The sequence below is a fragment of the Croceimicrobium sp. genome (assembly GCF_965228705.1).
GTDB lineage: Bacteria > Bacteroidota > Bacteroidia > Flavobacteriales > Schleiferiaceae > Croceimicrobium.
In genome coordinates this window covers 2,838,565-2,860,445 of record NZ_OZ245832.1, presented here as the reverse complement: position 1 = coordinate 2,860,445, position 21,881 = coordinate 2,838,565, and the positions used below count along the sequence as shown (strand labels likewise).

Below are 21,881 nucleotides of genomic sequence, written 5' to 3'. Positions count from 1 at the left end.
CATAAGCTTATAATAAGAAAGCAAATTTTTGAAATCCGATATTTCATAGGCTATATGTAGTGCTAATGCCTATGGTTAGACTGCCTGTCGTAAATGCTCCTACATAAATCCCTGAAGAGATATGCTGGTTGATAGCATAACTATACTTTGCCCTTAAGCCTAAAAATGGACCGAACTTCGAAGGCACATGAGCGTGGCCACGGTAGGCTTTAAAATCATTATCTGAAACTAAAACACTTAGGCCCAGCGGCATAAGTAATTGAAACCAATGCTTTTGAAATTGAAGTTCCTTAGCTAATGCTAAATAAAAGTCATAATTACGGGCATGATTGATCAACATATATTGATCCTCCATTAACCAACGATGATACTGAAAGCCTACAATTGTTTGAAGTTTACCCCGGTTTCGTATTTCGAGTTCCAGGTAGCTGGAGTATCCATTCTTGTATTGACTCCGATAATCCGTAAAAAACACCTCCAAAGGACTTAGGCCCATTTCAATTGCTGCAATGGACGGCCAGACTTTAGAATTTTGCGCTTGTAGGCTTGCTATGCTTAATAGGGTGACCCAAAGGAAGCTTCGCATCAGAATCGTAGATTAAGAAGATAGGGGTTCTTAAATGTACATTTTCCCATTAAAAGTTTCTATGACAAAAGCTATAGCATAAAAAAACCCCGACTGAAACAGCCGGGGTCTTTTAAACAATAACAAGAATTTCTAGCCGTCGGCCAGGGCATTGGCACCACCTACGATCTCGAGAATTTCGTTGGTAATTGCCGCCTGACGGGCTTTGTTGTATTCCAGGCTCAGGTTACGTTTCAGTTCCTGAGCGTTATCCGTAGCTTTATGCATAGCGGTCATACGCGCTCCGTGTTCAGAGGCGTTGCTATCCAATAAAGCTTTGAAAAGCTGAGTTTTTAAAGACTTAGGAATTAAATCTTCCAAAATCTCTTCTTTGCCGGGCTCATAGATGTACTCACCAGCAGATGTACCTTCACTTTTTACCTCGCGAATGGGTAGGAACTGCTCGCATTGTACCCGCTGAGTAGCGGCATTGATAAAGCGGTTATACACTAATTCGATGCGGTCGTATTCGCCTTCAACGAATTTCTGCATCAGCATTTCTGCTACTTCACTGGCATTATTGTAGCTCAAATCTTCATAGATAGAGTTACGCTCACCAATTGGTGCAGAGGAACCACGTTTTACCAGAATTTCTCCGGCCTTCTTACCCATAAAGAAGGTATCTACCTGGGCATTGCTTTCGGCTTGGTAGGCCATTACGCGTTTCACCACGTTGGCATTAAAAGCGCCACAAAGACCACGGTTCGAAGAAATGGCAACCAATAAAACCTTTTTAACGTCGTCAGTTTGGCGGCTGTACTGCCCTTCTGAAGAGTCCAAAGTCGCACTTACGTTCACCAGAATTTCTTCCAGCTTTTGCGCGTAAGGACGGAGTTGGGTAATCGCATCCTGAGCTCGCTTGAGCTTAGCAGCAGATACCATCTTCATGGCAGAGGTAATCTGCATGGTGCTACCTACCGAGGTGATCCGACTACGTAGTTCTTTTAAGTTGGCCATATTTTAAGGCTTAAAGCTTTTACCGAAGCCCTCCAGATGGAAGGCCTCGGAAAAGAGAATGCTATTAATATTTAGCTGCCAGTTCTTTAGCAACTTTCTCGATAGTTCCGGTAATCTCGTCGGTAAGTTTACCGGCTTTCAATTGATCCAGAACATCGCGATGCTTGTTGTCCATATAATCCAAGAACTCTACTTCGAACTCGCGGATTTTCTCTACTGGCACATTGTTCAGTAAAGCTTTGGTTCCAACGTAGATAATCGCAGCTTGTTTCTCTACTGGAAGCGGGCTGTTTACACCTTGCTTCAAGATTTCCACGTTACGCTTACCTTTATTAATTACCGCCATGGTAGCAGCGTCAAGGTCAGATCCAAATTTGGCGAAAGCCTCTAATTCGCGGTACTGAGCTTGGTCAAGCTTAAGGGTACCAGAGATCTTTTTCATGGATTTGATCTGAGCGTTACCCCCTACACGAGATACAGAGATACCTACGTTAATCGCAGGACGTACACCTGAGTTAAAGAGATCAGATTCCAAGAAGATCTGTCCGTCGGTAATCGAAATTACGTTGGTAGGAATATAAGCAGATACGTCACCCGCCTGAGTTTCAATAATTGGCAATGCAGTTAAAGAACCACCACCTTTTACCTTGTCTTTCAAAGACACAGGCAGGTCGTTCATGTTCTTCGCTACATTATCATCGGCGATCACCTTAGCTGCACGCTCTAATAAACGAGAGTGAAGGTAGAATACATCACCAGGATAGGCCTCACGACCTGGAGGACGACGTAAAAGCAGAGATACCTCACGGTAAGCTACCGCTTGTTTAGAAAGATCATCATATACGATCAAGGCAGGACGACCTGTATCGCGGAAGTACTCACCAATTGCAGCACCAGCAAATGGAGCATAGAACTGCATAGGAGCAGGGTCAGAAGCGTTAGCGGCAACAATTACAGTGTAATCCAAAGCGCCTTTTTCTTCTAAGGTTTTAGCAATACCGGCTACGGTAGAACCTTTTTGACCAATCGCTACATAGATACAGAATACAGGCTCACCAGCATCGTAAAATTCGCGCTGGTTAATGATGGTATCCAGAGCAACGGTAGATTTACCTGTTTGACGGTCACCAATAATCAACTCACGCTGACCACGACCTACAGGAATCATCGCATCGATCGCTTTAATACCCGTCTGTAATGGCTCATTTACTGGTTGACGGTAGATTACACCCGGAGCCTTACGCTCTAAAGGCATTTCGAAAGTTTCACCTTCGATTGGTCCTTTACCGTCGATTGGGTTACCTAAGGTATCAACCACACGACCCAACATTCCTTCACCTACATTGATAGAGGCAATTTGTCCGGTACGTTTTACGGTAGAACCTTCTTTAATATTTTCGTCGGCACCAAGCAATACGATACCCACATTGTCTTCCTCGAGGTTCAGTACGATACCGCGTAATCCGGAATCGAACTCTACCAATTCACCAGCCTGAGCATTGCTCAGTCCATAGGCACGGGCAATACCGTCACCTACCTGGAGGATGGTTCCTACTTCTTCGAGGTCTGCTTCACTTTTGAAACCAGAAAGTTGGTTTCTCAGAATTGCTGATACTTCAGCGGATTTTACTTCAGCCATGTTGCTTGAGCTTATTGATCCTTAAAAATCTTTGATGTAGTGATTGTCTTTAAACTGGCGACGCAGAGTTTCTAACTGATGCGCCAAACTACCGTTGTAGCGTTTATCGCCAACGCGTAATACCATACCGCCGATGATGTTCTCATCCACGTTCTGGGCTAATTCTACTTGTTTACCGGTATAAGCCGATGCTTTTTCGGTAACCGCTTTAACCTCATCATCACTAAGGGCATAGGCAGTAGTTACACTTACCTTTTCGATGCCTTTGTGCTGAAGGTACATATTTTCGAAAGCCTGAGCGATTACACGCAGGGAACCTTCACGACCGTGATCTACCACGATGTTCAGGAAGCGCAGGCTTAAATCGCTGATTTTCTCCTTGAAAATTTCTTGGAGAATCGCTTGTTTTTTGTCGCCTTTTACGATAGGGCTGCTCATCACATTCGCCAAGTCACGGGACTCTTTCAAAGTAGCAGAAACCAAACGCATGTCTTCGCGGATGGCTTCTACCTGGTCCTGTTCTTTGGCCAGATCAATGAGGGCTTTGGCGTATACGCGACCTAACTTGGTTACTACCATGTTAGTTTAATTTAAAATTGTCTAACTGGTCTTTTACCAAATCGCCTTGCTTGGCTTTGTCATCAAGCTCGCGACGTAAAACCATCTCAGCGATTTCGATAGACATTTCGGCTACCTGGTTCTTAAGATCGGTAACGGCTGCCATCTTTTCGTTTTGGATTTGCTCCTTGGCGTTCGCGATAATCTTCTCGGCTTGATTGCCAGCCTCAGATTTAGCATCGTTGATCATCTTGTCTTTGATCTCACGCGCTTCTTTCAAAATAGTATCACGCTCTGCACGGGCTTCGGCCAGGATACGCTCGTTGTTAGACTGGAGACGCTCCATTTCGGCACGGGCCTTTTCGGCGGAAGCCAAAGAATCTTCAATGCTTTTTTCACGTTCTTCAACTGCGCCTAAGATGGGTTTCCAGGCAAATTTGCGTAAAACAAACAGCAGGAGAATGAACAAAATAAGTTGCCAAAAAAACAGGCCAACTGAAAAATCTTCTAATAATGCCACTTTATAATCTTTTATTCGGTTCGTTCAAAAATCAGGGAACCAAAGGCGACAGCCAACCGCTGCTCACCTTTGGTCTTTAAGTTTCTTACACTGCAAACAGAGCAGCGAAACCAATACCCTCGATAAGAGCCGCAGCAATAATCATTGCAGTTTGGATCTTACCTGAAGCTTCAGGTTGACGAGCGATAGCTTCCATAGCGGAGCCACCAATACGACCGATACCTAATCCGGCACCGATTACGATCAAACCTGCACCTACAATAGCTGGAATTTCCATGGTTTGTGTGATTTAAGCATTAATAAAAATCTTAATGGTGTTCATCATGTACTTCAACCGCAGAACCGAAGTAAAGGGCAGAAAGCATGGTGAAAATATAAGCCTGTAAAAAGGCCACCAGTAATTCGATAATCGATAAGAAGAAGGTTAAGCCGAAGAAGGCTCCTTTAGCACCCCAGGCACTAAAAATAAAGATCAAGCCAATGATACTCATGATCACCACGTGACCAGCCAAAATGTTCGCGTACAAACGAATCATCAATGAGAAGGGCTTTACAAACATACCCAAGATCTCAATCGGCATTAAAACGATACGCATCACATAAGGTACGCCTGGCATCCAGAAGATATGCGCCCAGTAGTCTTTCCGACCAGAGAACTGCGTAATAAAGAAAGTAATTAAAGCCAGACCTAAAGTAACAGCGATGTTACCGGTAATGTTAATTCCCAATGGAGTTTGACCGATCATATTGGCCATCCAAATAAAGAAGAATACGGTAAGGAGGTAAGGCATAAAGCGCTTGTAGTCCTTCTCTCCAATATTGGGCTTGGCGATATCATCGCGAACGAGGATTACCAAGGGCTCCATAAATTTCGCAATACCACGAGGCACGGGGTCTTTGCGGTATTTTTTAGCTACAGACCCAAATAACCATAGTAATAACAGACCTACTAGTATGGTACTGAATACGGTTTTGGTAATGGAAAAGTCGATGGGTTTTGCGTTGGTCGCATGATGCTCTTCATCGTAGTGAATGGTACCTTCAGCATCGGTTTTGTAAATCTTACTGTGGTATAAACGGAAGTAAGAACCTTTGCTCTCTACGGTTTGATTTTCACTGTGATGGAAGGCCGAAGACATGAAGAAATGCAGTTCGCCCTCATCCCAAAGGATTACGGGTAATGGAAACTCTACAGAGGTTCCGTTGGCATGATCGCCCCAAAGGTGAAAGCTGTGACTGTCTTTGAGGTGGTGCTCTTTAACTTCAGCAATCTGCTCTTTGATAGATTTCTCACCCTGTTCCTCATGGTGTCCATGTTCATCACCATGTTGATTGCTCGCATTAGCCGCCCAAGAAAATGAGAAGGCTAATAGGAAGGCTAAGAATCCGAATCTTTTGATCTGCATAACTCGGCGTTCAGAGGTCGTTTAAAAATCAGCGCAAAAGTAAACATAAATGCTTTCCAAGTTGCCAATTTTTAAAGCTTCTTTTTTTCGTGGGTTTTCAGGCCTTATTTAAGCTCCGTAATAAAACGAATGATTTGAAGGCCAAACAGATAAGATAGGGAACAAAAAATGAACTGAACTCGAGGCTAGTGATTTCACCGTCTTCCTTATACACCGGATAAAAGGCCAAAAAGAAAACCAGGAACTTTAAAAGGCTGCCAGCCATGAATATAAAGCCCAAATAATCTTGTTTTTTTTGGGCAATTCGCAGCATTACTGTTAGAATTATTTGTGCGGCCAGGAGATTAAAGAGGTAAGCTTGCCAGGTAAGACTGGCCCCGATGGGTATCTGGAGATAGTTTAAAATGGCGTAATGTATGCCAAAAGCCAAAGCTAAAATGAAGAGCAAAACGGCCTGCGGATACTGCGAAAGGCGATCATTTATCATCATCAGACTGAATTCCTTTTAAGAATAAATAGAGGCCCAGGCCCATACCGATTAGTGTGCCTAGCATAGTAAACCAGGCCTTATTAAATTCGTATCGGGCATCGAGCCATTTGCCACCATAGGCCCCTAAAAATATAAGGGCACCCATTTGCAAACCCAATCCCGAGTACTTGGAATAGGACTTAAGAGATCTTTTCAGATCGTCTTTCTTCTTTTCGGGCGGAGTCATTTTTATGGATATCGCGCACCACAGCTCCCATTTTACAGGATCCACTGAATTCTGCGCCGGGTTCAATCGCCAATTTAATAGTAAAGATATCGCCTTCAACACGGGCAGAAGCTTCCAAATTAAGCAAGTCTTCTACCACCATAGTTCCTTCCAGGCGACCGGAAATACGTGCAGATCCGCACTTCACCTCTCCCTTCACCCGGCCTTTTTCGCCGATAACCAGTTTGCCGGAAATACTAATGTTTCCTTCGATTTCGCCGTCCACCCGAAAGTCGCCTTCCGAGTGCACATTTCCTTCAATAGAAGTACCCTGTAGGATTCGGTTGCTACTGCTTGGTGCGACGTTTACTTCCTTCGTTTTTTTAATCATATCCCCTTTCCTATTTATAGTTCTCGTCAAAAAAGGCTTGGTATCCTTTAATGTCCTGATTTTTATAGAAATCTGTAAAGTTAGCGTTCGAAATTACAAATTGTTTAAAATCCACCGAGATCAGCAATTTCTCCAGCGCTTTTTCACTATTCAAGGTACGGTAGTATTCCTGCGCTTGTTTTTGATTGGCCAAGCCGCTTACCATTACGACCTGCCATTCAGTACCCATCAATATACTTTTTACCAATAAGCGGTTATTGGGGAAGTACTTACTATTAAAGTCGGAAAGGCTGATCTGCACTTGATTGGCGCTCACTTTTCCATTCGGCACTAATAAAACATATCGATGCTGCGAACTAAAATCACTGCGATAGGTAGCCGCATTTTTAGCTGATTTATCATCGCCCTCCGCTTTTGCATCCTGACCCATAGCGCTCAATATTTTTTGAGCTTCCGCAGATTCAGGGGTTCGTGGGAAACGTTTTAATACCTCTTCCAAATTTGTACGAAGCTCCTCCATTTTACGTAGGCCGGCCTCACAATAGGCAGTTAATAATAGGAAGCGGGCACCATAACGACTGTCTTCATAGGCCTCGAAGCCAGTCTTGGCCGCGCTTAAAGCCTGGCGATAACGCTTAGATTCATAATCCTGATAAGCCGCAGCATAAGCTCGTTTGGCTTCCGACTCATCTACATCCTTCACATCTTTTCCTTCATTGAGGATCAGATAAGCGTATTCGGATTTAGGATAAGTACTTAAAATAAGGTTCTTGTATTTTGTGCTGTTGGCCTCATCTTCCATTAAAAGGTAAATACGATATAGTAAATACCAGGCACGAGCGCGATCTTGGTAATTAGGATAGCGTTGTAAAAGCTCCAAAACACTTTCGGATGCCGCGATTAAATCCTTAATATCCTCTTTATAAAGAATCGCATTATCCAAAAGCGCCAATTGAATTAAGCTATGGCTGGTATCCATGGCCGCAGAATCATTAGGGATTTGGGCTAAGTAGGTTTGCGGATCATAACGCGGATCCAGTTCTTTTTCACCTGTAGCCCCGTCGCCATTGGCTCCCGCCTCTGTATTGGTGGGATCTTCCAATATCACCGACTTATCTTTTCGACGCCAATTATCTTCCAGTTTTCGATTGCCCCATTTGGCCACAAAGCTGGATACTCCGGAGGAACGAATAGAAGGATTATAGAAATAAAAGCTTTGATTGGCATTTCCAACCCCGGCTAATCCGCCAATTCCACCGCCATTATTGGTACCTGAATTAAAAGCCAATTGATCCATTTCACGCTCTTTAGCGCGCAAGGCTTCTTCGTCGGCTTCTTTTACTCTATCAATAATCTCATTAATCGCTTCCAATTGATCGGCATCACTCAAAGCGGCCAAGGACTGCAAGCTATCTTGCAGGGCAATAGTTTGCAGATTCGCCACCAGTCGGCCCAGGCTCTTCTTAAACATTGCTACCTGTGCGTACTTAGGGTGGTTCTTAGGTAAGAACTGATAGCAACTATCGTAATAAGCCTGACTCTTTTCGTACTCTTTATCATCAAATCGAATCTCCGCCAACCACAGATAGCTCAAGCCCTTTTGTTTGTCATTTTGGGTACTTACGCGGATCGATTTATTCAGATAATCATCACGATCCAACTCCTCGCCCAACTTTTGAGCGACTTCTGCCATTACATAGTAAATCTGATCCCGATTATCGTAATTCTTTTCATCACGCAGCATTTTTTCCAAATCCTCATAGGCCTTGCTGGGATCCATTAATTCGGTATCGTAATTCCGCGCTTGATTTAATTGCGCATTAAACAAAAGCTCATAGGGAGGGCCCTTTCGAATAACCCGATCGAACATTTGACTGGCTTCATAGTCCAGGCCTTGTTCTGCCAAAAGCTGACCACAGATATACAGCCAGCGCACTTCTTGTTCTTTATCATCGGTTTTTTCTGCAGCCTGGATAAGTAATTGATAAGCCTCTTCGTAATGACCTTGCACAAACTCGAGGTGCGCAAAGGAGGCAAAAACATCAGCATTTAAATGCCTGGCCAGGCTGGTATTACTGTACAGTTTTTCGAAACGTGCCTTAGCTGGAATAAAGTTCTCCATGCCCGTCTCGGTTTTAGCCGCCCAAAGTTCGGCTTCTGCTCTTATTTCTGCATCCCGGAATTTTTGGATTACGTAGTTAAAGGTCTCCAATGCCGCGGGGTAATCCTGTTTAAAATAATGTGCTTTCCCCATTAATAGGTAGGCATCATCTATATAGGTATTCTTTTGCTTTCCATCGATCAGCATCGTATGGTTCTGGATGGTTTTACTCCCTTTTTCCAGGCATTTTTCCAAATCGGGTTTAACCCCACTAATGGTTTCTTCGGTGCCTTCGCGGTAAATAGATAAAAAGTCATCATAATCATCAACATGCTGTTTTTTCAGCTGATTACGAGCTTTTAATAAGGCTTGTTCACCATTAAAAAGAATATTGTACTTGCTGACCATACGATGGTAGGTCCGCGCTGTAAAAATATCTTTAGTGCGAGAGCAGGCGCCCAGGATAAGCAGAGCGGCTATTATGAATGTCGAATAGCGTAATAATTTCAAGTGACGCGCGTGATGTCGGTTCGGGGTGAAATAACAATTAATGCGCAAAAATATTGTAATCTCAATACTAAGTTCCCTATTCCTGCGCTTTTAAGTCTTTTAATCTTATTCTGAAAAGAATCGCAAGGCCTAAAAAGCCCTTTGCCTTTGGATTTTCTGATATTTGCAAAACATGGCTTCAGAGAAAAAAGAATCCAAAAAGCTCATCACCAAACTGCGAAATAAGTATCGCCTGGTGATTCTGAACGACGATACTTTTGAGGAAAAGCTAAGTTTTAAGCTCAGCCGCCTCAATGTATTTGTGGTGTCGGGCTTATCGGTAATCCTACTAATAGCTGGTACTACCTTATTAATCGCCTTTACTCCATTGCGCGAGTATATTCCCGGTTATTCCAGTACTGCGCTAAAGCGCGATGCGATTCGATTAGCACAGGTTACGGATAGTCTCGAAAATCAGTTAAACTATAATTCTCTTTTCCTAAAGAATATTCAAGGGGTAATAAATGGCCAGGAGCCTCTAGACCTTAGTGATGACCAGGTGGTGGATAGCTTAAATCAAAGCCAAATAAATTTGAGTATCAGTAAAGATGATTCTTTGCTGCGCAAAATGGTAGAGGAAGAGGAGCAGTTTAATATTCCCGTTGAAGGTCGCCGCCGTTTAAATTTAGAAAGCCTCAATTTCTTTATCCCTATTAAAGGATTGGTTACTCAATCTTTTAATCCGGAAGAAGAGCATTTGGGCATTGATATCGTAGCCAAGGAAAATGAAGTAATCAAAGCCACTCAGGATGGCCGCGTAATATTTGCTGAGTGGACGGCCGAAACCGGTTATGTAATGATTATTCAGCATGCCGAGAAGTTCATCTCGGTTTATAAGCATAATTCTGCCTTATTAAAGTCGCAGGGGCAGGATGTTTCTTCCGGGGAACCCATTGCAATTATTGGCAATTCGGGCGAATTAAGCTCCGGTCCGCATCTGCATTTCGAACTTTGGTACAATGGTTATGCTGTAGATCCGCAGGAATACATTTCCTTCTAAAGGCCTTCCGAAATTTCAAATCCCTGATCAATAGCCAGGCCTGGTCCTTCGCTTGCCGCTACCGCTAAACGATCGCAACGCTCATTTTGTGGGTGATCATTGTGGCCCTTCACCCATTGAAATTGCACCTGGTGCTTTTGCAACATTGGGATCAATCGCTTCCAGAGGTCAATATTTTTCTTGCCTTTAAAGCCTTTTTGAATCCAGGAACGCAGCCACCCTTTATTAATAGCGTCTACCACATATTTAGAATCGGAGACTACTCGTACTTGCTGACCCGGCTTTTTTAGGGCTTCCAGGCCAACAATTACTGCTAAAAGCTCCATTCGATTATTGGTTGTCCGGCGAAATCCACCCGACAATTCCTTTCGGTGGGGTCCGGCTTCGAGGACAATACCGTATCCGCCCGGTCCAGGGTTTCCCTTGGCCGCGCCATCTGTGTAAAGGTGAATCAGCATTAAATATTAGGCAGCAGATATTCGATAACAGAGGGGTAATGGCGGTATTCGAGCTCACGCACTTTATACTCTACGTCTTCCCAACTGTCTTCATAGTCAATCTCAACTTCCTCCTGAAAAATGATTTCTCCTTCATCATAATTCTCATCCACATAGTGAATAGTGATACCGGAAACCTCCTCTTCATTTTCCACCACAGCCTGATGCACATATTTTCCATACATACCTGGACCGCCATAATCTGGCAATAAAGCAGGGTGAATATTGATGATTCTTTTTTCGAAAGCCTGGATTAGTTCGGCGGGAATTTTTCGGAGAAATCCAGCAAGAACGACCAAATCGCATCGCAGGTTCTCTAATTTCCCTTGCAGGGTACCGTCTTCTATCTGGCTGTTAGTGAGCACAGTAGCCTGCACTCCCAGTTTTCGGGCCTTATCTAAAACCCCGGCTTGGGGGTTATTAGTAATTATGGCCACTACCTTAGCCAGATCGCTTTCTTCGAAATAACGCACTATGTTTTCTGCGTTAGTCCCTGAGCCAGAGGCAAGGACAACAATTTTCTTCATGGCAAATGTCTACCCGACGAAAATACAAAAGCAAACAAACCAAAGACAAATAAGCCGTGGCATTTTGATTTATTTCCTTTCTTTGCAGCTTATAATTTTAAACAAATTATCATGTCAGAAATCGCTTCTAAAGTAAAAGCTATCATCGTAGATAAGCTAGGAGTAGACGAAAACGAAGTAACCAACGAAGCTAGCTTTACCAATGATCTGGGTGCAGACTCTCTGGACACTGTAGAGCTGATTATGGAATTCGAAAAAGAATTTGACATTCAAATTCCAGACGACCAAGCAGAAAACATTACCACCGTTGGTCAGGCGGTTGCCTATATCGAAGAGGCTAAAAAATAATTCCCTCTTATGGAACTAAGAAGGGTTGTAGTAACAGGATTAGGAGCTTTGACTCCTATCGGTAACGACGTGGAGACCTACTGGCAAAACTTGCTGGCAGGGAAAAGCGGTGCGGCCCGAATCACCCGTTTTGACCCTGAAAAGTTCAAAACCCAGTTTGCTTGCGAGCTTAAGGACTTTAATGTCCAGGATTTTATTGATCGCAAGGAAGCACGACGCATGGATCGCTTTACCCAGTATGCACTGGTTACAGCTGATCAAGCCGTAAAAGATGGCGGTTTGGAAGGTTTAGACCTTAATCCAGACCGCGTTGGGGTGATTTGGGGTTCTGGAATTGGCGGTTTAGACACCTTCCTGGAAGAGTGCATGAACTTTGCCAAAGGTGACGGAACGCCACGCTTTAGTCCGTTCTTTATTCCTAAAATGATCGCGGACCTGGCCCCCGGTCATATCAGTATTAAGTACGGATTCCGCGGACCAAATTATTCGACAGTTTCGGCTTGCGCCTCTTCTACCAACTCCCTGATCGACGCCTTTAACTTTATCCGCTTGGGTAAAGTTGATGTATGTCTTGCAGGTGGTAGTGAAGCAGCCGTAAACGAAGCCGGAATGGGTGGTTTTAATGCCATGCATGCTCTGAGCACTCGCAATGATTCGCCGGAAACAGCCAGCCGTCCTTTCGATAAGGATCGCGATGGTTTCGTTCTGGGAGAAGGTGCCGGATGTATCATTCTGGAAGACTATGAGCACGCTAAGGCTCGAGGTGCTAAAATTTATGCTGAGCTTATTGGTTCTGGTATTAGCGCCGACGCCCATCACATTACCGCCCCTCATCCCGAAGGATTAGGTGCCAAAGGTGTGATGCAGCAAGTGCTTAACGAGTCGGGTATGAAGCCTGCCGACGTTGATTATATCAATGTGCACGGTACTTCTACTCCTTTGGGAGATGTTGCTGAATTAAAGGCCATTAAAGAGGTTTTTGGTGAAGATGCCTATCGTTTAAACATCAGTTCTACAAAATCCATGACCGGTCACCTTTTAGGTGCGGCTGGGGCTGTAGAAGCGATCGCCGCGATATTAGCGGTTCAAAACGATATCATTCCACCTACCATCAACCACTTTACCGATGATCCGGAGATTGATCCCAAATTGAACTTGACTTTCGACAAAGCTCAAAAACGTGAAGTGCGCACCGCAATTAGCAATACCTTCGGGTTTGGCGGTCATAACGCCTCAGTTATGTTCCGTAAACTAAGCTAATCTCGACGCAGCTTGATGTTATCTTTTTTAAAAAAATGGAATTCCCGCCCCAAACAAGGCGGGAATTTTTTGTTTCAGATCGAAAATTTAACCGGCTATAAACCGCAAAAAAGCGATCTGTACGAACTTGCCTTTACCCATAGTTCTGCCGCCAAGGAAAATTCCAAAGGCCTCAAAATGAATAATGAGCGCCTCGAGTTTTTAGGCGATGCTATTTTAGGGGCTGTAATTACGGATTACCTGTATCGCACTTATCCCCTAAAAGAAGAGGGTGAATTAACCAGCCTGCGTAGCAAAATTGTAAGCCGTAAGCATCTCAATGAATTGGGGGCCAATATGAATCTGGAATCGCTATTGCGCTATACCCCCACACGGGGAACCCGCGCTAAATCCTTAAATGGTGATGCCTTTGAAGCCTTAATTGGTGCGCTTTACATCGACCATGGTTATGCGGCCTGTCAGCGCTTTTTAGAGAAAAGAGTACTGCAGCAATTGGATCTGGAAAAATTAGCGGTACGCCTTACTTCCTACAAGAGCTCCTTGCTCGAGTGGGGCCAAAAAGAAAAGAAGTCGGTACAGTTTAAATTAGTACGCACCGAAGGGAAAAGTCATGACCCTATCTACCATGTTGCTTGCCTTCTAGCACAAAGAGAAGTTGCAAAAGGACATGGCCCCACCAAAAAGAAAGCGGAAGAAGAAGCGGCGAAATCAGCCTTTCTGCATTTAAATTTGCCGAATGGCGAAGTTCAAACTTGATCTCGACGAATTTCATTCGGGCAGTCATACCGGCTTTGGCATTTTAAGTCGGGAAGGGGCATTAAATCTTTGTTACCATCTTAATCTTGAGCTTCCAGAGCTGCGACTGAAACGATTAAATGAAGACCTTTATAGCGATCATAAAGGTCTGCGCTTTTATTTTCGACTCTTTGGCTTTTACGATGAAAACCAAGAGTGGGACTTAAAAATGGTCGAAAACCGCTCTTATCGCAGTGATGGCGAAAGCCCCGCCGCTATTGGCCTCTTTGAAGAAAGTCCAGAGGCTGAAAAAAACTGGTTGCCAAATAAGGAAGGTTTCAATTTTTTTCTTTGGTTTGATGGGAATAAAGAAAATGTAAGTTTTACACTTAGTTGGGAAAAACGTCTTCGCTCCTGCTCTAAAATCCATCAGGCGAAAGCCTTAAGCGAAAAGGAAATGGCGCGAATCAACAAAACAATAAAATACACAGATGGCCTATAACAAAGCAAAAATCGTAGCAACCCTGGGACCCGCTTCCAGCGACTATGAAGTAATGGTAGAAATGGTGAAAGCCGGAGTTAATGTCTTCCGCATTAACTTCTCACATAGCTCTCACGATGCTGCCCGTGAAATTGTAGATAAAGTTCGAAAGCTTAATGATGAGCTCAATACCAATATTGCAGTATTAGCAGATTTACAAGGCCCTAAGCTGCGAATTGGAACCGTTAAAGAAGGTGCCATATTAAAAGCCGGTGATATCCTAACCTTTACGAATAAAGAGGTTGAAGGCACTGCGCAACAAGTATTTATGACCTATCAACAATTTGCTACCGACGTTAAGATCGGTGATCGCATTTTGATTGATGATGGTAAAATACTCTTGGAAGCCACTAAAACCAATTCCAAGGATGAAGTGGAGGCCAAGGTTATTCAAGGTGGTCCTTTAAAATCTCGTAAAGGGGTAAATTTACCCAATACGCGCATTTCCTTACCCTGCCTTACGGAAAAGGACCTCGCGGACCTGGAAGTAGCCATGGAATGCCGCGTAGAGTGGGTAGCTCTATCTTTTGTGCGAAACCCCAACGATGTATATCAACTGCGCGATATCCTGCAGAAAAACAACGCGCCCTGTCACATTATCTCCAAAATTGAGAAGCCAGAGGCCGTAGTAGAGATAGATGAGATTATAGAAGCTTCTGATGGCATTATGGTAGCTCGTGGCGACCTCGGAGTAGAAGTGCCTATGCAGGGTGTACCATTGATCCAAAAAATGATCGTAAACAAGTGTCATTTGATGGCTAAGCCCGTGGTAATTGCTACCCAAATGATGGAAACCATGATCGAAAACCTTACTCCTACCCGAGCGGAGGTGAATGACGTGGCAAACTCTGTACTAGATGGCGCTGATGCGGTGATGCTAAGTGGTGAAACCTCTGTTGGTAAGAATCCGGTAGAAGTAATTAAGGCGATGAGTAAGATTATTGCCCATGTAGAAGAAAGCGGTCAGGTAGGTGTACGCGAAGAAAACCCACCTCGTTATCGCAATAAGCGCTTCATTACTGATTCAATTTGTTACAATGCCAGTAAAATTGCGGATCAAATTGGAGCAGCGGCCATTCTTACCATGACCTTTAGTGGTTATACAGCCTTTAAGATCTCGGCCCACCGCCCAAAGACCAGTATTTTGATGTTCACTTCAAATCGTAATATCCTCAACACCATGAGCTTATTATGGGGTGTACGCGGTTTCTATTATGATAAAATGGTAAGTACGGATGAGACTTTTGCCGACATCAAGCAAATTGTAATTGATACTAATTTGGTTAGTGATGGTGACTTAATTGTTAAAATTGCCAGTATGCCTATTCACGAAGAAGGCATGACCAATATGTTGAAGATTTCCAGCATCAGCGAAAGCTAGAAGCCCAACTTTTTATAAAAGTATAAAAGCCGTCTCGGAGATTCCAAGACGGCTTTTTTATGCTTTTTATTTCTGAAAACAGCTACTAGTACGCTGCTTTAAACTGCTCCAGGAATTTTAAATCGTTTTCAAACAACATGCGGATATCTGGAATTTGAAAACGGTGCAAAGCAATACGCTCCACGCCAATTCCAAAGGCGAAACCGGAATACTTTTCTGGATCAATTCCATTGTTTCTCAAAACATTAGGGTCTACCATACCACAGCCCAAAACTTCTAGCCAGCCTGTTCCTTTGGTCATGCGATAATCGCGCTCATTCTCTAAGCCCCAATACACATCCATTTCCGCGCTAGGTTCCGTAAATGGGAAATAAGAAGGGCGTAAACGAATTTTGGTCTCCGGCCCGAAAAACTCCTGTGCAAAAAAGAGTAAGGTTTGCTTTAAATCGGCAAAACTCACGCCTTCATCGATGTACAGTCCTTCCACCTGATGGAAGAAGCAATGCGATCGCGCAGAAATTGCTTCATTGCGGAATACCCTTCCGGGTGATAGAGTACGAATAGGGGGTTTGGAATTCTCCATAACACGCACCTGTACGCTAGAAGTATGTGTTCTTAAAGCCCAATCCGGATCCCGTGCCACAAAAAAAGTGTCTTGCATATCACGGGCAGGATGTTCCTCCGGAAAATTTAAGGCCGTGAAATTATGCCAATCGTCCTCGATTTCGGGTCCGGCCGAAACATTAAATCCGATTCGTCGGAAAATAGATACGATTTCATTTTTAACCAGGTTCACGGGATGGCGCGAACCCAAAGACTGGAAATTCGCAGGACGACTTAAATCCTCACCTGAACCGAGATAAATTTGCTCCTCTGCGGCAGATTTTAGCTCATTTACCTTAGCTGCGGCCTTATTCTTTAACTCATTCAGGGGTTTACCAAACTCGCGTTTCAAGTCGCCGGACATTTCCCGGAAATCATTAAACAATGCGGTGATTTTCCCTTTCTTTCCGAGCATTTCAATTCGAAATGCCTCTATCTCTGCGGCTGTTTTACTGCCGAAATCTTCCACCTCACGGAGCAACAAATCAATGCGTTCTTTCATTCTCTGATGCTAATAAGCCAATCGCCTGCGTTAATTATTATATTTGGAGCACAAAGATGATAATTATTTAGCACAGTCATGTTCAAGTTTTACCGTTCCTTACTTGTTCTGAGCCTTGCTTTTTTCGTTCTCGGAGGATGCTCGAAGGACGATCGCGATTTTGCCCTCGACCTCTATGTTACGGTTGAAGATGGCACCATCGCCGCTCAGAATGCTTTGGTCCACATTTACGCCCCGGTGGATAATACCACGGTTGACTACTACTTGTACAGCGACGAGGAAGGAAAGGTGTCGATCAGTCTGAAAAATAAAGCGGTGGTGGAAATCGTTGCCACTAAACGACCTTATAAAAGCTGTACTTTCGCCGAATTGGAACGCGGTGTGAAAACAGTTTATCTTGATATGACTATTTCCGGTGATCCAGATAGCGGATGCAGAGACGATCAATGATTATGAAAAAAGCAATTCTTGGCCTAAGCCTTTTGGCCTCCTTCTTTCTTTTTTCTTGTGAAAATGAGGAGTTAAACCCGGAATACCCTTTTACCATTGTGGTTAAAACCCATGATGATTCTACCCGGGTACAAAACGTATTTGTAGAAGTTGCTGCTCCTATTTCAGGCAATGCTGTTTTTATTGAAGGCTATAGTAATACAGAAGGGGAAGTAGATTTTAAATACGACAAAGCTGCCACTTTAAGTGTTCGCGCTTCTCGTGGAACCCGTCCGGAATACACCTGGATTGGTTGTACTGAAATTCGCTTGCTCCCTAATGAGCGCGTGATTAAAACAGTATATATCGAGCCTTACGATACGCTTTTGATCGGTTGTTCTTTCGACCGTTAATCCTCCCAGATTTCTTCGTCAAAATAGCGAATCACCGCTTCTTTCATCAGAATACTTTGTTCCCCGGCCTTTAAATGCGGAAGCTTTTTCTGCAGCTCATAATGGGGCCAACCCTCCTGATCTTGTCCAATAAGTTTATAATAACCATAGGGGCTTAATAAACGACAAATGGCAATATGCATCAGTTCTAATTTCTGATCTTTCTTAAAGCTTTTACGCTTTGGCGGAAGGCCTAATTCGCGCACCCCAATCAAAAACAGAACTACGTCAATATCAGGTTCTTCTCCATCACCAAAGCGCTCTTTTACAAAGCTTATTATCCTATTCCACTTATTTCTGTTTTCTTGCTCTAGCATTTTCTAAGCATTTGTAATTATCTTGGCGCCTTCAAGCCCACTCAAAATTTGGAATATTCTGCTCTTGACATTGTCCTTCTGGCCCCCATTGTATTCGGGATAATAAAGGGTTTCATGAAAGGATTTATTCGCGAATTCGCGGCAATACTCGGTATTTTTATCGGAATTGTGGCGGCTTATCTATTGGCGGATAATGTTTTTAAATACTTCACTATATATTTCGAATCCGTGGATTTCGAATTGAAGATTATCAGCTATGTAGTGGTCTTTTTTGGTACTATTTTATTGGTAAACTCCTTGGCCAGCCTCATGACCCGAACCATGAAACTTATTGCCTTAAATGGAATTAACCGATTAATGGGTGCGGTATTTGGGGCTGTAAAATGGGCGATGATCGTTACCCTGGCCGTTTTCTCCCTTAATAAGGTTCAACAGAATAATACCATTTTCCAAAAAAGCACTTTGAAACAAAGTCAGGTTTACCAACGCTTTTTAGGTTATAGTGAAGAGATCGCCAAAGCAGTAGGCTTCGACGATCTCGTTGACAAACAATATCTGATTAAGGACGCCGATTAATTAATCGAGAATCGCAGCGATCCCTGGTAAAGTTTTTCCCTCTAAAAATTCGAGCATTGCTCCACCGCCGGTACTTACATAACTTACCTGCTCGGCCATATTGAATTTTTTAATCGCTGCTACAGAGTCTCCTCCCCCTACTAAACTGAAAGCACCTTTTTCGGTTGCAGCCACAATTAGCTCACCAGCCTTCTTGGTACCCTCCGAAAAGTTCTCAAATTCGAAAACTCCGAGAGGCCCGTTCCAAAGTAGCGTTTTACTGGCCTCTATAATTGGCGCGAGCGAAGAGATCGTCTCTGGACCGGCATCTAATCCCATCCAGCCGTCTGGAATGCTCTTAGAGGCCACGATTTCGCGTTTCGCTTCATTGCTAAAATCATCAGCAATTACAGAATCAATGGGTAAATGAAGTTTAACCCCTTGTTTTTCAGCGGCTTCCATGATTTTTTGCGCCGTTTCCAGAAAATCATCCTCCACCAAGCTGTTTCCAGTACTTCCGCCTTGCGCTTTTAAAAAGGTAAAAGCCATTCCTCCACCAATGATCAGATGATCAATCTTGGGAAGTAAATTTTCGAGTACAGAAATCTTAGAAGAAACCTTCGCACCCCCCACAATTGCGGTAACCGGTTTCTCACCGCCATGCAAAACCTTGTTTACATTATCGATCTCTTGCTGTAATACTAATCCAAAAGCTTTGCGATTGGCAAAATGTTTGGCAATGATCGCCGTTGAAGCATGCGCTCGGTGTGCAGTGCCAAAAGCATCATTAATATAAAAATCGCCATTCTTTGAAAGAGCAAAAGCAAAGTCATCATCTCCCTGTGTTTCGCCTTTATGGAAGCGCAGATTTTCAAGAAGTAAAATGGTATTTGCTGGCAATTGATTCGTTGCCTCCTCCACGCCGGTTCCAACACAGTCGTTAATAAACTGAACATCCATCCCGCTCAGTTCGCGTAAATGAGCTACCAAATGTTCTAAAGAAAACTTTGCTTCCGGCCCATCTTTAGGACGACCCAAATGTGACATTACCACCGGGCGGCCACCTTTTTCTACTATCGCTTTAAAGGTGGGAATATGGGCCTGCATGCGGCTATCGTCGGTAATATTTTGATTTTCGTCTAAAGGAACATTGAAATCTACCCGCACTAAAACCCGGGCACCTTCAAAGTTTAAGTCATTTAAGCTTGGCATTTCTTGTAATTTTGAAGCGAAAATACGCCGCTTTGGCTTAAATAATCGCAAAAGGCATGTTATTAAAAGAAGTACCCGGGCTAGAGGCCGAAAAGACCAAATTACTGGACTCCGTAAAACGTGCCCATAATAGTCATGCCCAGCTGTTTTACGGCTTATCTGGGACTGCAGCCTTCCCCTTAGCCTTGGCCTACGCCCAATATTTAGCCTGTAAAAATCCCAGCGAATCTGATAGCTGTGGCGAATGCAATCATTGCAAGCAATTTGCAAAGCTCTCCTATCCGGATCTTCATTTCTCCTTTCCCTTTGCGCGTGTGGCTGGTGCGCCCAGAGAACTAAACTGCGAATACTTTCAGAAAGAATGGCTGGACTTTATTCATACGCGCAACATCTTTAGCCTAAATGACTGGCTCAATCAATTGGATGTTGCCAATAAACAGGCCCAAATTAATGTAGATGAAGCCGCTCGAATCATTCAGAAATTAAGCCTTAAGTCCTATAGCGGCGGGCCTAAATTTGTAATTCTCTATTTACCTGAATACCTACATAGTTCGGCCGCAAATAAGCTCCTTAAAACCCTAGAGGAGCCGAGTGATAAGAGTATAATTATCCTGATTAGTGAGAATCCCGAACGCCTATTACAAACGATTACCAGTCGTTGCCAAAAGCTTTACATCCCCCGTTTAAATGCTCAGGAAATTGAGTCCTACTTGCAAAAACAAGGCGTTAATGCTAATGAAGCACGCACTGCAGCAAGTGTCGCAGAAGGGGACCTGGTTCAAGCCTATAAAATTGCCCTAGACAGTGCACGCTACAAGCTCTTCGGTCAGCTTTTTCAAAATTGGATGCGTGGCTGTTATAGCGCCAAAGTGAAAGAAATCTTTGCCTTTGTCGATGAATTTTCCTCCCTTGATAAGGAAAGCCAAAAAGAAGCCCTCCGCTTCTTTATTCAGACCCTCGAACTAGCTTTCGCCTTACCACGGAGAAGCCTGGCTCTGGCCCATCCCATATACCAAGAACTCTCTTTTAAGTTAGAGGGATTTGCTTCAGTGCTTCATCCCAAAAACACCCGTATGGCCATGGAAGTATTAGAAACAGCTATTCATGATCTAAGCCGAAACGGCAATGCCAAGGTTATTCTTAGCGATGCCAGTTTTAAGTTTAGTAATTTACTTAGAATTAAGGAAGCCTAGGCCCTAATCCTTCCGTAGCACATAAATTAAGCTACTCATATTCTTAGCCTTAGATCCAGCCAAATTAGAACGAAGACCCTGGTAAAAAGCCTGTATCGGCCTCATGACTCCATGTCTATTCTTCTCACTCAATAGAGAAACATAGAAGCTATCAAAAGGCATATTCTCTATTTTCTCCAGTTGAAAATGATATTTTTGAGCTAGGCGCTGAAGATCAGATTTCGCAAAATGCCAAAGGTGTAAAGGAACATCATAAGCAGCCCAATCATTCTTATAATTTTCAGCATCTAAAGACTCGTGATTGGGAACGGCAATTACCAAGCAGCCTCCTTTTACAAGACGAGAATAGAAATAGGCCAAAGTCTCATTCAAATCAGGGATATGCTCCAATACATGCCACAATGTAAATACGCCCACGGACTCCTCCTCCAATGACCATCGCTCTTCAGGAGAAAGTAGTTCCAATCCTTTTTTAGAAGCATTTTCTCTGGCCACATCGGAGGGTTCAAAACCTTTAACCGTCCAATTTTTTGTTTTAGCATAGGACAAGAATTCGCCGGTACCCGCTCCATAATCAACCAAAACTTTAGAAGGTGCTGCTAAAGAAGACACCAGGTCAAACTTCGATTTAATTGCACGTTTTCGAACGATACCATATACCTGGTCCATTAATGAGCCTGTTCCATCGGTATGACTTACATAGTCATCACTTTCATAATAACTCGCTAATTCTGGCCCTTCCGGTGCGGGATTGGTGAGCCAAAAGCCACAAGACTGGCAAGCATCAATATTGAAGGTTTCTTTGGTTCCCCTGTAATAATAGGGCTTTCGTACCGACTTTAAGTCTTTAGCGCCACATACCGGGCAACTGGAATGTTCTTTCATGTT

At 43.6% G+C, this 21,881-nt stretch carries 27 protein-coding genes; 10 read left to right on the top strand and 17 right to left on the bottom strand.

The window, feature by feature from the left end; translation table 11 throughout:
- Positions 1-43 precede the first annotated feature (43 nt).
- From ACO05P_RS12865 to ACO05P_RS12815, 11 genes are all read right to left on the bottom strand, one after another.
- Entirely contained in the window at positions 44-586 is a 543-nt protein-coding gene (locus tag ACO05P_RS12865; protein WP_421751416.1) for a hypothetical protein, read from the bottom strand.
- Between the two features lie 132 nt (positions 587-718).
- Positions 719-1,582 (bottom strand): ATP synthase F1 subunit gamma, encoded by an 864-nt coding sequence (atpG, locus tag ACO05P_RS12860; protein ID WP_421751415.1) that lies wholly within the window; start codon positions 1,580-1,582, stop codon positions 719-721.
- 64 nt (positions 1,583-1,646) lie between these two features.
- Positions 1,647-3,221: a F0F1 ATP synthase subunit alpha gene (gene atpA / locus ACO05P_RS12855; RefSeq protein WP_421751414.1), complete on the bottom strand. Its 1,575-nt coding sequence runs from the start codon at positions 3,219-3,221 to the stop codon at positions 1,647-1,649.
- Positions 3,222-3,242: 21 nt separating this feature from the next.
- Positions 3,243-3,800 carry an ATP synthase F1 subunit delta gene (gene atpH / locus ACO05P_RS12850; protein WP_421751412.1) on the bottom strand — a complete coding sequence of 186 codons (558 nt, stop codon included), beginning with the start codon at positions 3,798-3,800 and terminating at the stop codon, positions 3,243-3,245.
- Between the two features lies 1 nt (position 3,801).
- Positions 3,802-4,299, bottom strand: a complete 498-nt coding sequence (locus ACO05P_RS12845) for a F0F1 ATP synthase subunit B (RefSeq protein ID WP_421751410.1) — start codon at positions 4,297-4,299, stop codon at positions 3,802-3,804.
- An 85-nt stretch (positions 4,300-4,384) separates the two neighbouring features.
- On the bottom strand, positions 4,385-4,576 hold the full coding sequence (atpE, locus tag ACO05P_RS12840; RefSeq protein WP_421751408.1) for an ATP synthase F0 subunit C: 192 nt from the start codon (positions 4,574-4,576) through the stop codon (positions 4,385-4,387).
- Between the two features lie 31 nt (positions 4,577-4,607).
- Positions 4,608-5,705 (bottom strand): F0F1 ATP synthase subunit A, encoded by a 1,098-nt coding sequence (gene atpB, locus ACO05P_RS12835; RefSeq protein ID WP_421751406.1) that lies wholly within the window; start codon positions 5,703-5,705, stop codon positions 4,608-4,610.
- A gap of 97 nt (positions 5,706-5,802) precedes the next feature.
- Complete coding sequence (locus ACO05P_RS12830) at positions 5,803-6,195, bottom strand: DUF6168 family protein (protein WP_421751404.1); 393 nt, start codon at positions 6,193-6,195, stop codon at positions 5,803-5,805.
- Positions 6,182-6,421, bottom strand: a complete 240-nt coding sequence (locus tag ACO05P_RS12825) for an AtpZ/AtpI family protein (protein ID WP_210760392.1) — start codon at positions 6,419-6,421, stop codon at positions 6,182-6,184. The genes ACO05P_RS12830 and ACO05P_RS12825 overlap by 14 nt, the downstream gene beginning before the upstream one ends.
- The gene (locus ACO05P_RS12820) at positions 6,375-6,791 is read right to left on the bottom strand and encodes a bactofilin family protein (protein WP_210760391.1); all 417 of its coding nucleotides are present in this window, start codon (positions 6,789-6,791) and stop codon (positions 6,375-6,377) included. The genes ACO05P_RS12825 and ACO05P_RS12820 overlap by 47 nt, the downstream gene beginning before the upstream one ends.
- 10 nt (positions 6,792-6,801) lie before the next feature.
- Positions 6,802-9,402, bottom strand: a complete 2,601-nt coding sequence (locus tag ACO05P_RS12815) for a tetratricopeptide repeat protein (RefSeq protein WP_421751403.1) — start codon at positions 9,400-9,402, stop codon at positions 6,802-6,804.
- A 172-nt stretch (positions 9,403-9,574) separates the two neighbouring features.
- Between ACO05P_RS12815 and ACO05P_RS12810 the strand changes: the two genes are divergently transcribed.
- On the top strand, positions 9,575-10,441 hold the full coding sequence (locus ACO05P_RS12810; RefSeq protein WP_421751402.1) for a M23 family metallopeptidase: 867 nt from the start codon (positions 9,575-9,577) through the stop codon (positions 10,439-10,441).
- Here ACO05P_RS12810 and rnhA read toward each other — a convergent pair.
- A complete protein-coding gene (rnhA, locus tag ACO05P_RS12805) occupies positions 10,438-10,899 on the bottom strand; it encodes a ribonuclease HI (RefSeq protein ID WP_421751401.1) in 462 nt (153 codons plus the stop codon). The two genes, ACO05P_RS12810 and rnhA, sit on opposite strands and share 4 nt — an antisense overlap.
- Positions 10,899-11,465, bottom strand: coding sequence for a phosphoribosylglycinamide formyltransferase (purN, locus tag ACO05P_RS12800; RefSeq protein ID WP_421751400.1), 567 nt, complete (start codon positions 11,463-11,465; stop codon positions 10,899-10,901). Before purN ends, rnhA begins: the two co-directional genes overlap by 1 nt.
- 111 nt (positions 11,466-11,576) lie before the next feature.
- Here purN and ACO05P_RS12795 point away from each other — a divergent pair, with 111 nt between their 5' ends.
- The 5 genes from ACO05P_RS12795 (at position 11,577) to pyk (ending at position 15,730) form a co-directional block, all read left to right on the top strand.
- A complete protein-coding gene (locus tag ACO05P_RS12795; RefSeq protein ID WP_210760386.1) occupies positions 11,577-11,813 on the top strand; it encodes an acyl carrier protein in 237 nt (78 codons plus the stop codon).
- 9 nt (positions 11,814-11,822) lie between these two features.
- Entirely contained in the window at positions 11,823-13,073 is a 1,251-nt protein-coding gene (fabF, locus tag ACO05P_RS12790; protein WP_421751398.1) for a beta-ketoacyl-ACP synthase II, read from the top strand.
- Positions 13,074-13,142: 69 nt separating this feature from the next.
- Positions 13,143-13,829, top strand: coding sequence for a ribonuclease III (rnc, locus tag ACO05P_RS12785; protein WP_421751397.1), 687 nt, complete (start codon positions 13,143-13,145; stop codon positions 13,827-13,829).
- Positions 13,810-14,310 carry an IPExxxVDY family protein gene (locus ACO05P_RS12780; protein WP_421751396.1) on the top strand — a complete coding sequence of 167 codons (501 nt, stop codon included), beginning with the start codon at positions 13,810-13,812 and terminating at the stop codon, positions 14,308-14,310. The genes rnc and ACO05P_RS12780 overlap by 20 nt, the downstream gene beginning before the upstream one ends.
- Positions 14,300-15,730: a pyruvate kinase gene (gene pyk / locus ACO05P_RS12775; RefSeq protein ID WP_421751394.1), complete on the top strand. Its 1,431-nt coding sequence runs from the start codon at positions 14,300-14,302 to the stop codon at positions 15,728-15,730. The genes ACO05P_RS12780 and pyk overlap by 11 nt, the downstream gene beginning before the upstream one ends.
- 85 nt (positions 15,731-15,815) lie before the next feature.
- On the opposite strand, the gene pheS is transcribed toward pyk, so the two are convergent.
- A complete protein-coding gene (gene pheS / locus ACO05P_RS12770; RefSeq protein WP_421751393.1) occupies positions 15,816-16,835 on the bottom strand; it encodes a phenylalanine--tRNA ligase subunit alpha in 1,020 nt (339 codons plus the stop codon).
- Between the two features lie 78 nt (positions 16,836-16,913).
- Here pheS and ACO05P_RS12765 point away from each other — a divergent pair, with 78 nt between their 5' ends.
- Together ACO05P_RS12765 and ACO05P_RS12760 are read left to right on the top strand one after the other, a co-directional pair.
- The gene (locus ACO05P_RS12765) at positions 16,914-17,285 is read left to right on the top strand and encodes a hypothetical protein (protein ID WP_421751391.1); all 372 of its coding nucleotides are present in this window, start codon (positions 16,914-16,916) and stop codon (positions 17,283-17,285) included.
- 2 nt (positions 17,286-17,287) lie between these two features.
- Positions 17,288-17,677, top strand: a complete 390-nt coding sequence (locus ACO05P_RS12760) for a hypothetical protein (protein ID WP_421751390.1) — start codon at positions 17,288-17,290, stop codon at positions 17,675-17,677.
- On the opposite strand, the gene ACO05P_RS12755 is transcribed toward ACO05P_RS12760, so the two are convergent.
- Positions 17,674-18,033: a hypothetical protein gene (locus ACO05P_RS12755; RefSeq protein WP_421751388.1), complete on the bottom strand. Its 360-nt coding sequence runs from the start codon at positions 18,031-18,033 to the stop codon at positions 17,674-17,676. The two genes, ACO05P_RS12760 and ACO05P_RS12755, sit on opposite strands and share 4 nt — an antisense overlap.
- 48 nt (positions 18,034-18,081) lie before the next feature.
- On the opposite strand from ACO05P_RS12755, the gene ACO05P_RS12750 reads away from it, so the two are divergent.
- Positions 18,082-18,609 (top strand): CvpA family protein, encoded by a 528-nt coding sequence (locus tag ACO05P_RS12750; RefSeq protein WP_421751386.1) that lies wholly within the window; start codon positions 18,082-18,084, stop codon positions 18,607-18,609.
- Here the strand turns inward: ACO05P_RS12750 and ACO05P_RS12745 are convergent, their stop codons facing one another.
- Entirely contained in the window at positions 18,610-19,800 is a 1,191-nt protein-coding gene (locus tag ACO05P_RS12745) for a phosphoglycerate kinase (protein WP_421751385.1), read from the bottom strand.
- 56 nt (positions 19,801-19,856) lie between these two features.
- Between ACO05P_RS12745 and ACO05P_RS12740 the strand changes: the two genes are divergently transcribed.
- Complete coding sequence (locus tag ACO05P_RS12740) at positions 19,857-20,993, top strand: ATP-binding protein (RefSeq protein ID WP_421751383.1); 1,137 nt, start codon at positions 19,857-19,859, stop codon at positions 20,991-20,993.
- A 3-nt stretch (positions 20,994-20,996) separates the two neighbouring features.
- On the opposite strand, the gene ACO05P_RS12735 is transcribed toward ACO05P_RS12740, so the two are convergent.
- A complete protein-coding gene (locus ACO05P_RS12735; RefSeq protein ID WP_421751381.1) occupies positions 20,997-21,878 on the bottom strand; it encodes a class I SAM-dependent methyltransferase in 882 nt (293 codons plus the stop codon).
- Positions 21,879-21,881 lie beyond the last annotated feature (3 nt).

Excerpts from the sequence above, each read along its gene's own strand:
- ACO05P_RS12820 (WP_210760391.1), bottom strand. The coding sequence starts at position 6,791 with ATGATTAAAAAAACGAAGGAAGTAAACGTCGCACCAAGCAGTAGCAAC.
- ACO05P_RS12825 (WP_210760392.1), bottom strand. The coding sequence starts at position 6,421 with ATGACTCCGCCCGAAAAGAAGAAAGACGATCTGAAAAGATCTCTTAAG.
- ACO05P_RS12735 (WP_421751381.1), bottom strand. The coding sequence starts at position 21,878 with ATGAAAGAACATTCCAGTTGCCCGGTATGTGGCGCTAAAGACTTAAAG.
- ACO05P_RS12760 (WP_421751390.1), top strand. The coding sequence starts at position 17,288 with ATGAAAAAAGCAATTCTTGGCCTAAGCCTTTTGGCCTCCTTCTTTCTT.
- ACO05P_RS12780 (WP_421751396.1), top strand. The coding sequence starts at position 13,810 with ATGGCGAAGTTCAAACTTGATCTCGACGAATTTCATTCGGGCAGTCAT.
- ACO05P_RS12740 (WP_421751383.1), top strand. The coding sequence starts at position 19,857 with ATGTTATTAAAAGAAGTACCCGGGCTAGAGGCCGAAAAGACCAAATTA.
- ACO05P_RS12865 (WP_421751416.1), bottom strand. The coding sequence starts at position 586 with ATGCGAAGCTTCCTTTGGGTCACCCTATTAAGCATAGCAAGCCTACAA.
- atpA (WP_421751414.1), bottom strand. The coding sequence starts at position 3,221 with ATGGCTGAAGTAAAATCCGCTGAAGTATCAGCAATTCTGAGAAACCAA.
- atpH (WP_421751412.1), bottom strand. The coding sequence starts at position 3,800 with ATGGTAGTAACCAAGTTAGGTCGCGTATACGCCAAAGCCCTCATTGAT.
- ACO05P_RS12755 (WP_421751388.1), bottom strand. The coding sequence starts at position 18,033 with ATGCTAGAGCAAGAAAACAGAAATAAGTGGAATAGGATAATAAGCTTT.
- ACO05P_RS12795 (WP_210760386.1), top strand. The coding sequence starts at position 11,577 with ATGTCAGAAATCGCTTCTAAAGTAAAAGCTATCATCGTAGATAAGCTA.
- rnhA (WP_421751401.1), bottom strand. The coding sequence starts at position 10,899 with ATGCTGATTCACCTTTACACAGATGGCGCGGCCAAGGGAAACCCTGGA.
- pyk (WP_421751394.1), top strand. The coding sequence starts at position 14,300 with ATGGCCTATAACAAAGCAAAAATCGTAGCAACCCTGGGACCCGCTTCC.
- ACO05P_RS12830 (WP_421751404.1), bottom strand. The coding sequence starts at position 6,195 with ATGATGATAAATGATCGCCTTTCGCAGTATCCGCAGGCCGTTTTGCTC.
- atpE (WP_421751408.1), bottom strand. The coding sequence starts at position 4,576 with ATGGAAATTCCAGCTATTGTAGGTGCAGGTTTGATCGTAATCGGTGCC.
- ACO05P_RS12810 (WP_421751402.1), top strand. The coding sequence starts at position 9,575 with ATGGCTTCAGAGAAAAAAGAATCCAAAAAGCTCATCACCAAACTGCGA.
- atpB (WP_421751406.1), bottom strand. The coding sequence starts at position 5,705 with ATGCAGATCAAAAGATTCGGATTCTTAGCCTTCCTATTAGCCTTCTCA.
- atpG (WP_421751415.1), bottom strand. The coding sequence starts at position 1,582 with ATGGCCAACTTAAAAGAACTACGTAGTCGGATCACCTCGGTAGGTAGC.
- ACO05P_RS12765 (WP_421751391.1), top strand. The coding sequence starts at position 16,914 with ATGTTCAAGTTTTACCGTTCCTTACTTGTTCTGAGCCTTGCTTTTTTC.
- ACO05P_RS12745 (WP_421751385.1), bottom strand. The coding sequence starts at position 19,800 with ATGCCAAGCTTAAATGACTTAAACTTTGAAGGTGCCCGGGTTTTAGTG.
- fabF (WP_421751398.1), top strand. The coding sequence starts at position 11,823 with ATGGAACTAAGAAGGGTTGTAGTAACAGGATTAGGAGCTTTGACTCCT.
- purN (WP_421751400.1), bottom strand. The coding sequence starts at position 11,465 with ATGAAGAAAATTGTTGTCCTTGCCTCTGGCTCAGGGACTAACGCAGAA.
- pheS (WP_421751393.1), bottom strand. The coding sequence starts at position 16,835 with ATGAAAGAACGCATTGATTTGTTGCTCCGTGAGGTGGAAGATTTCGGC.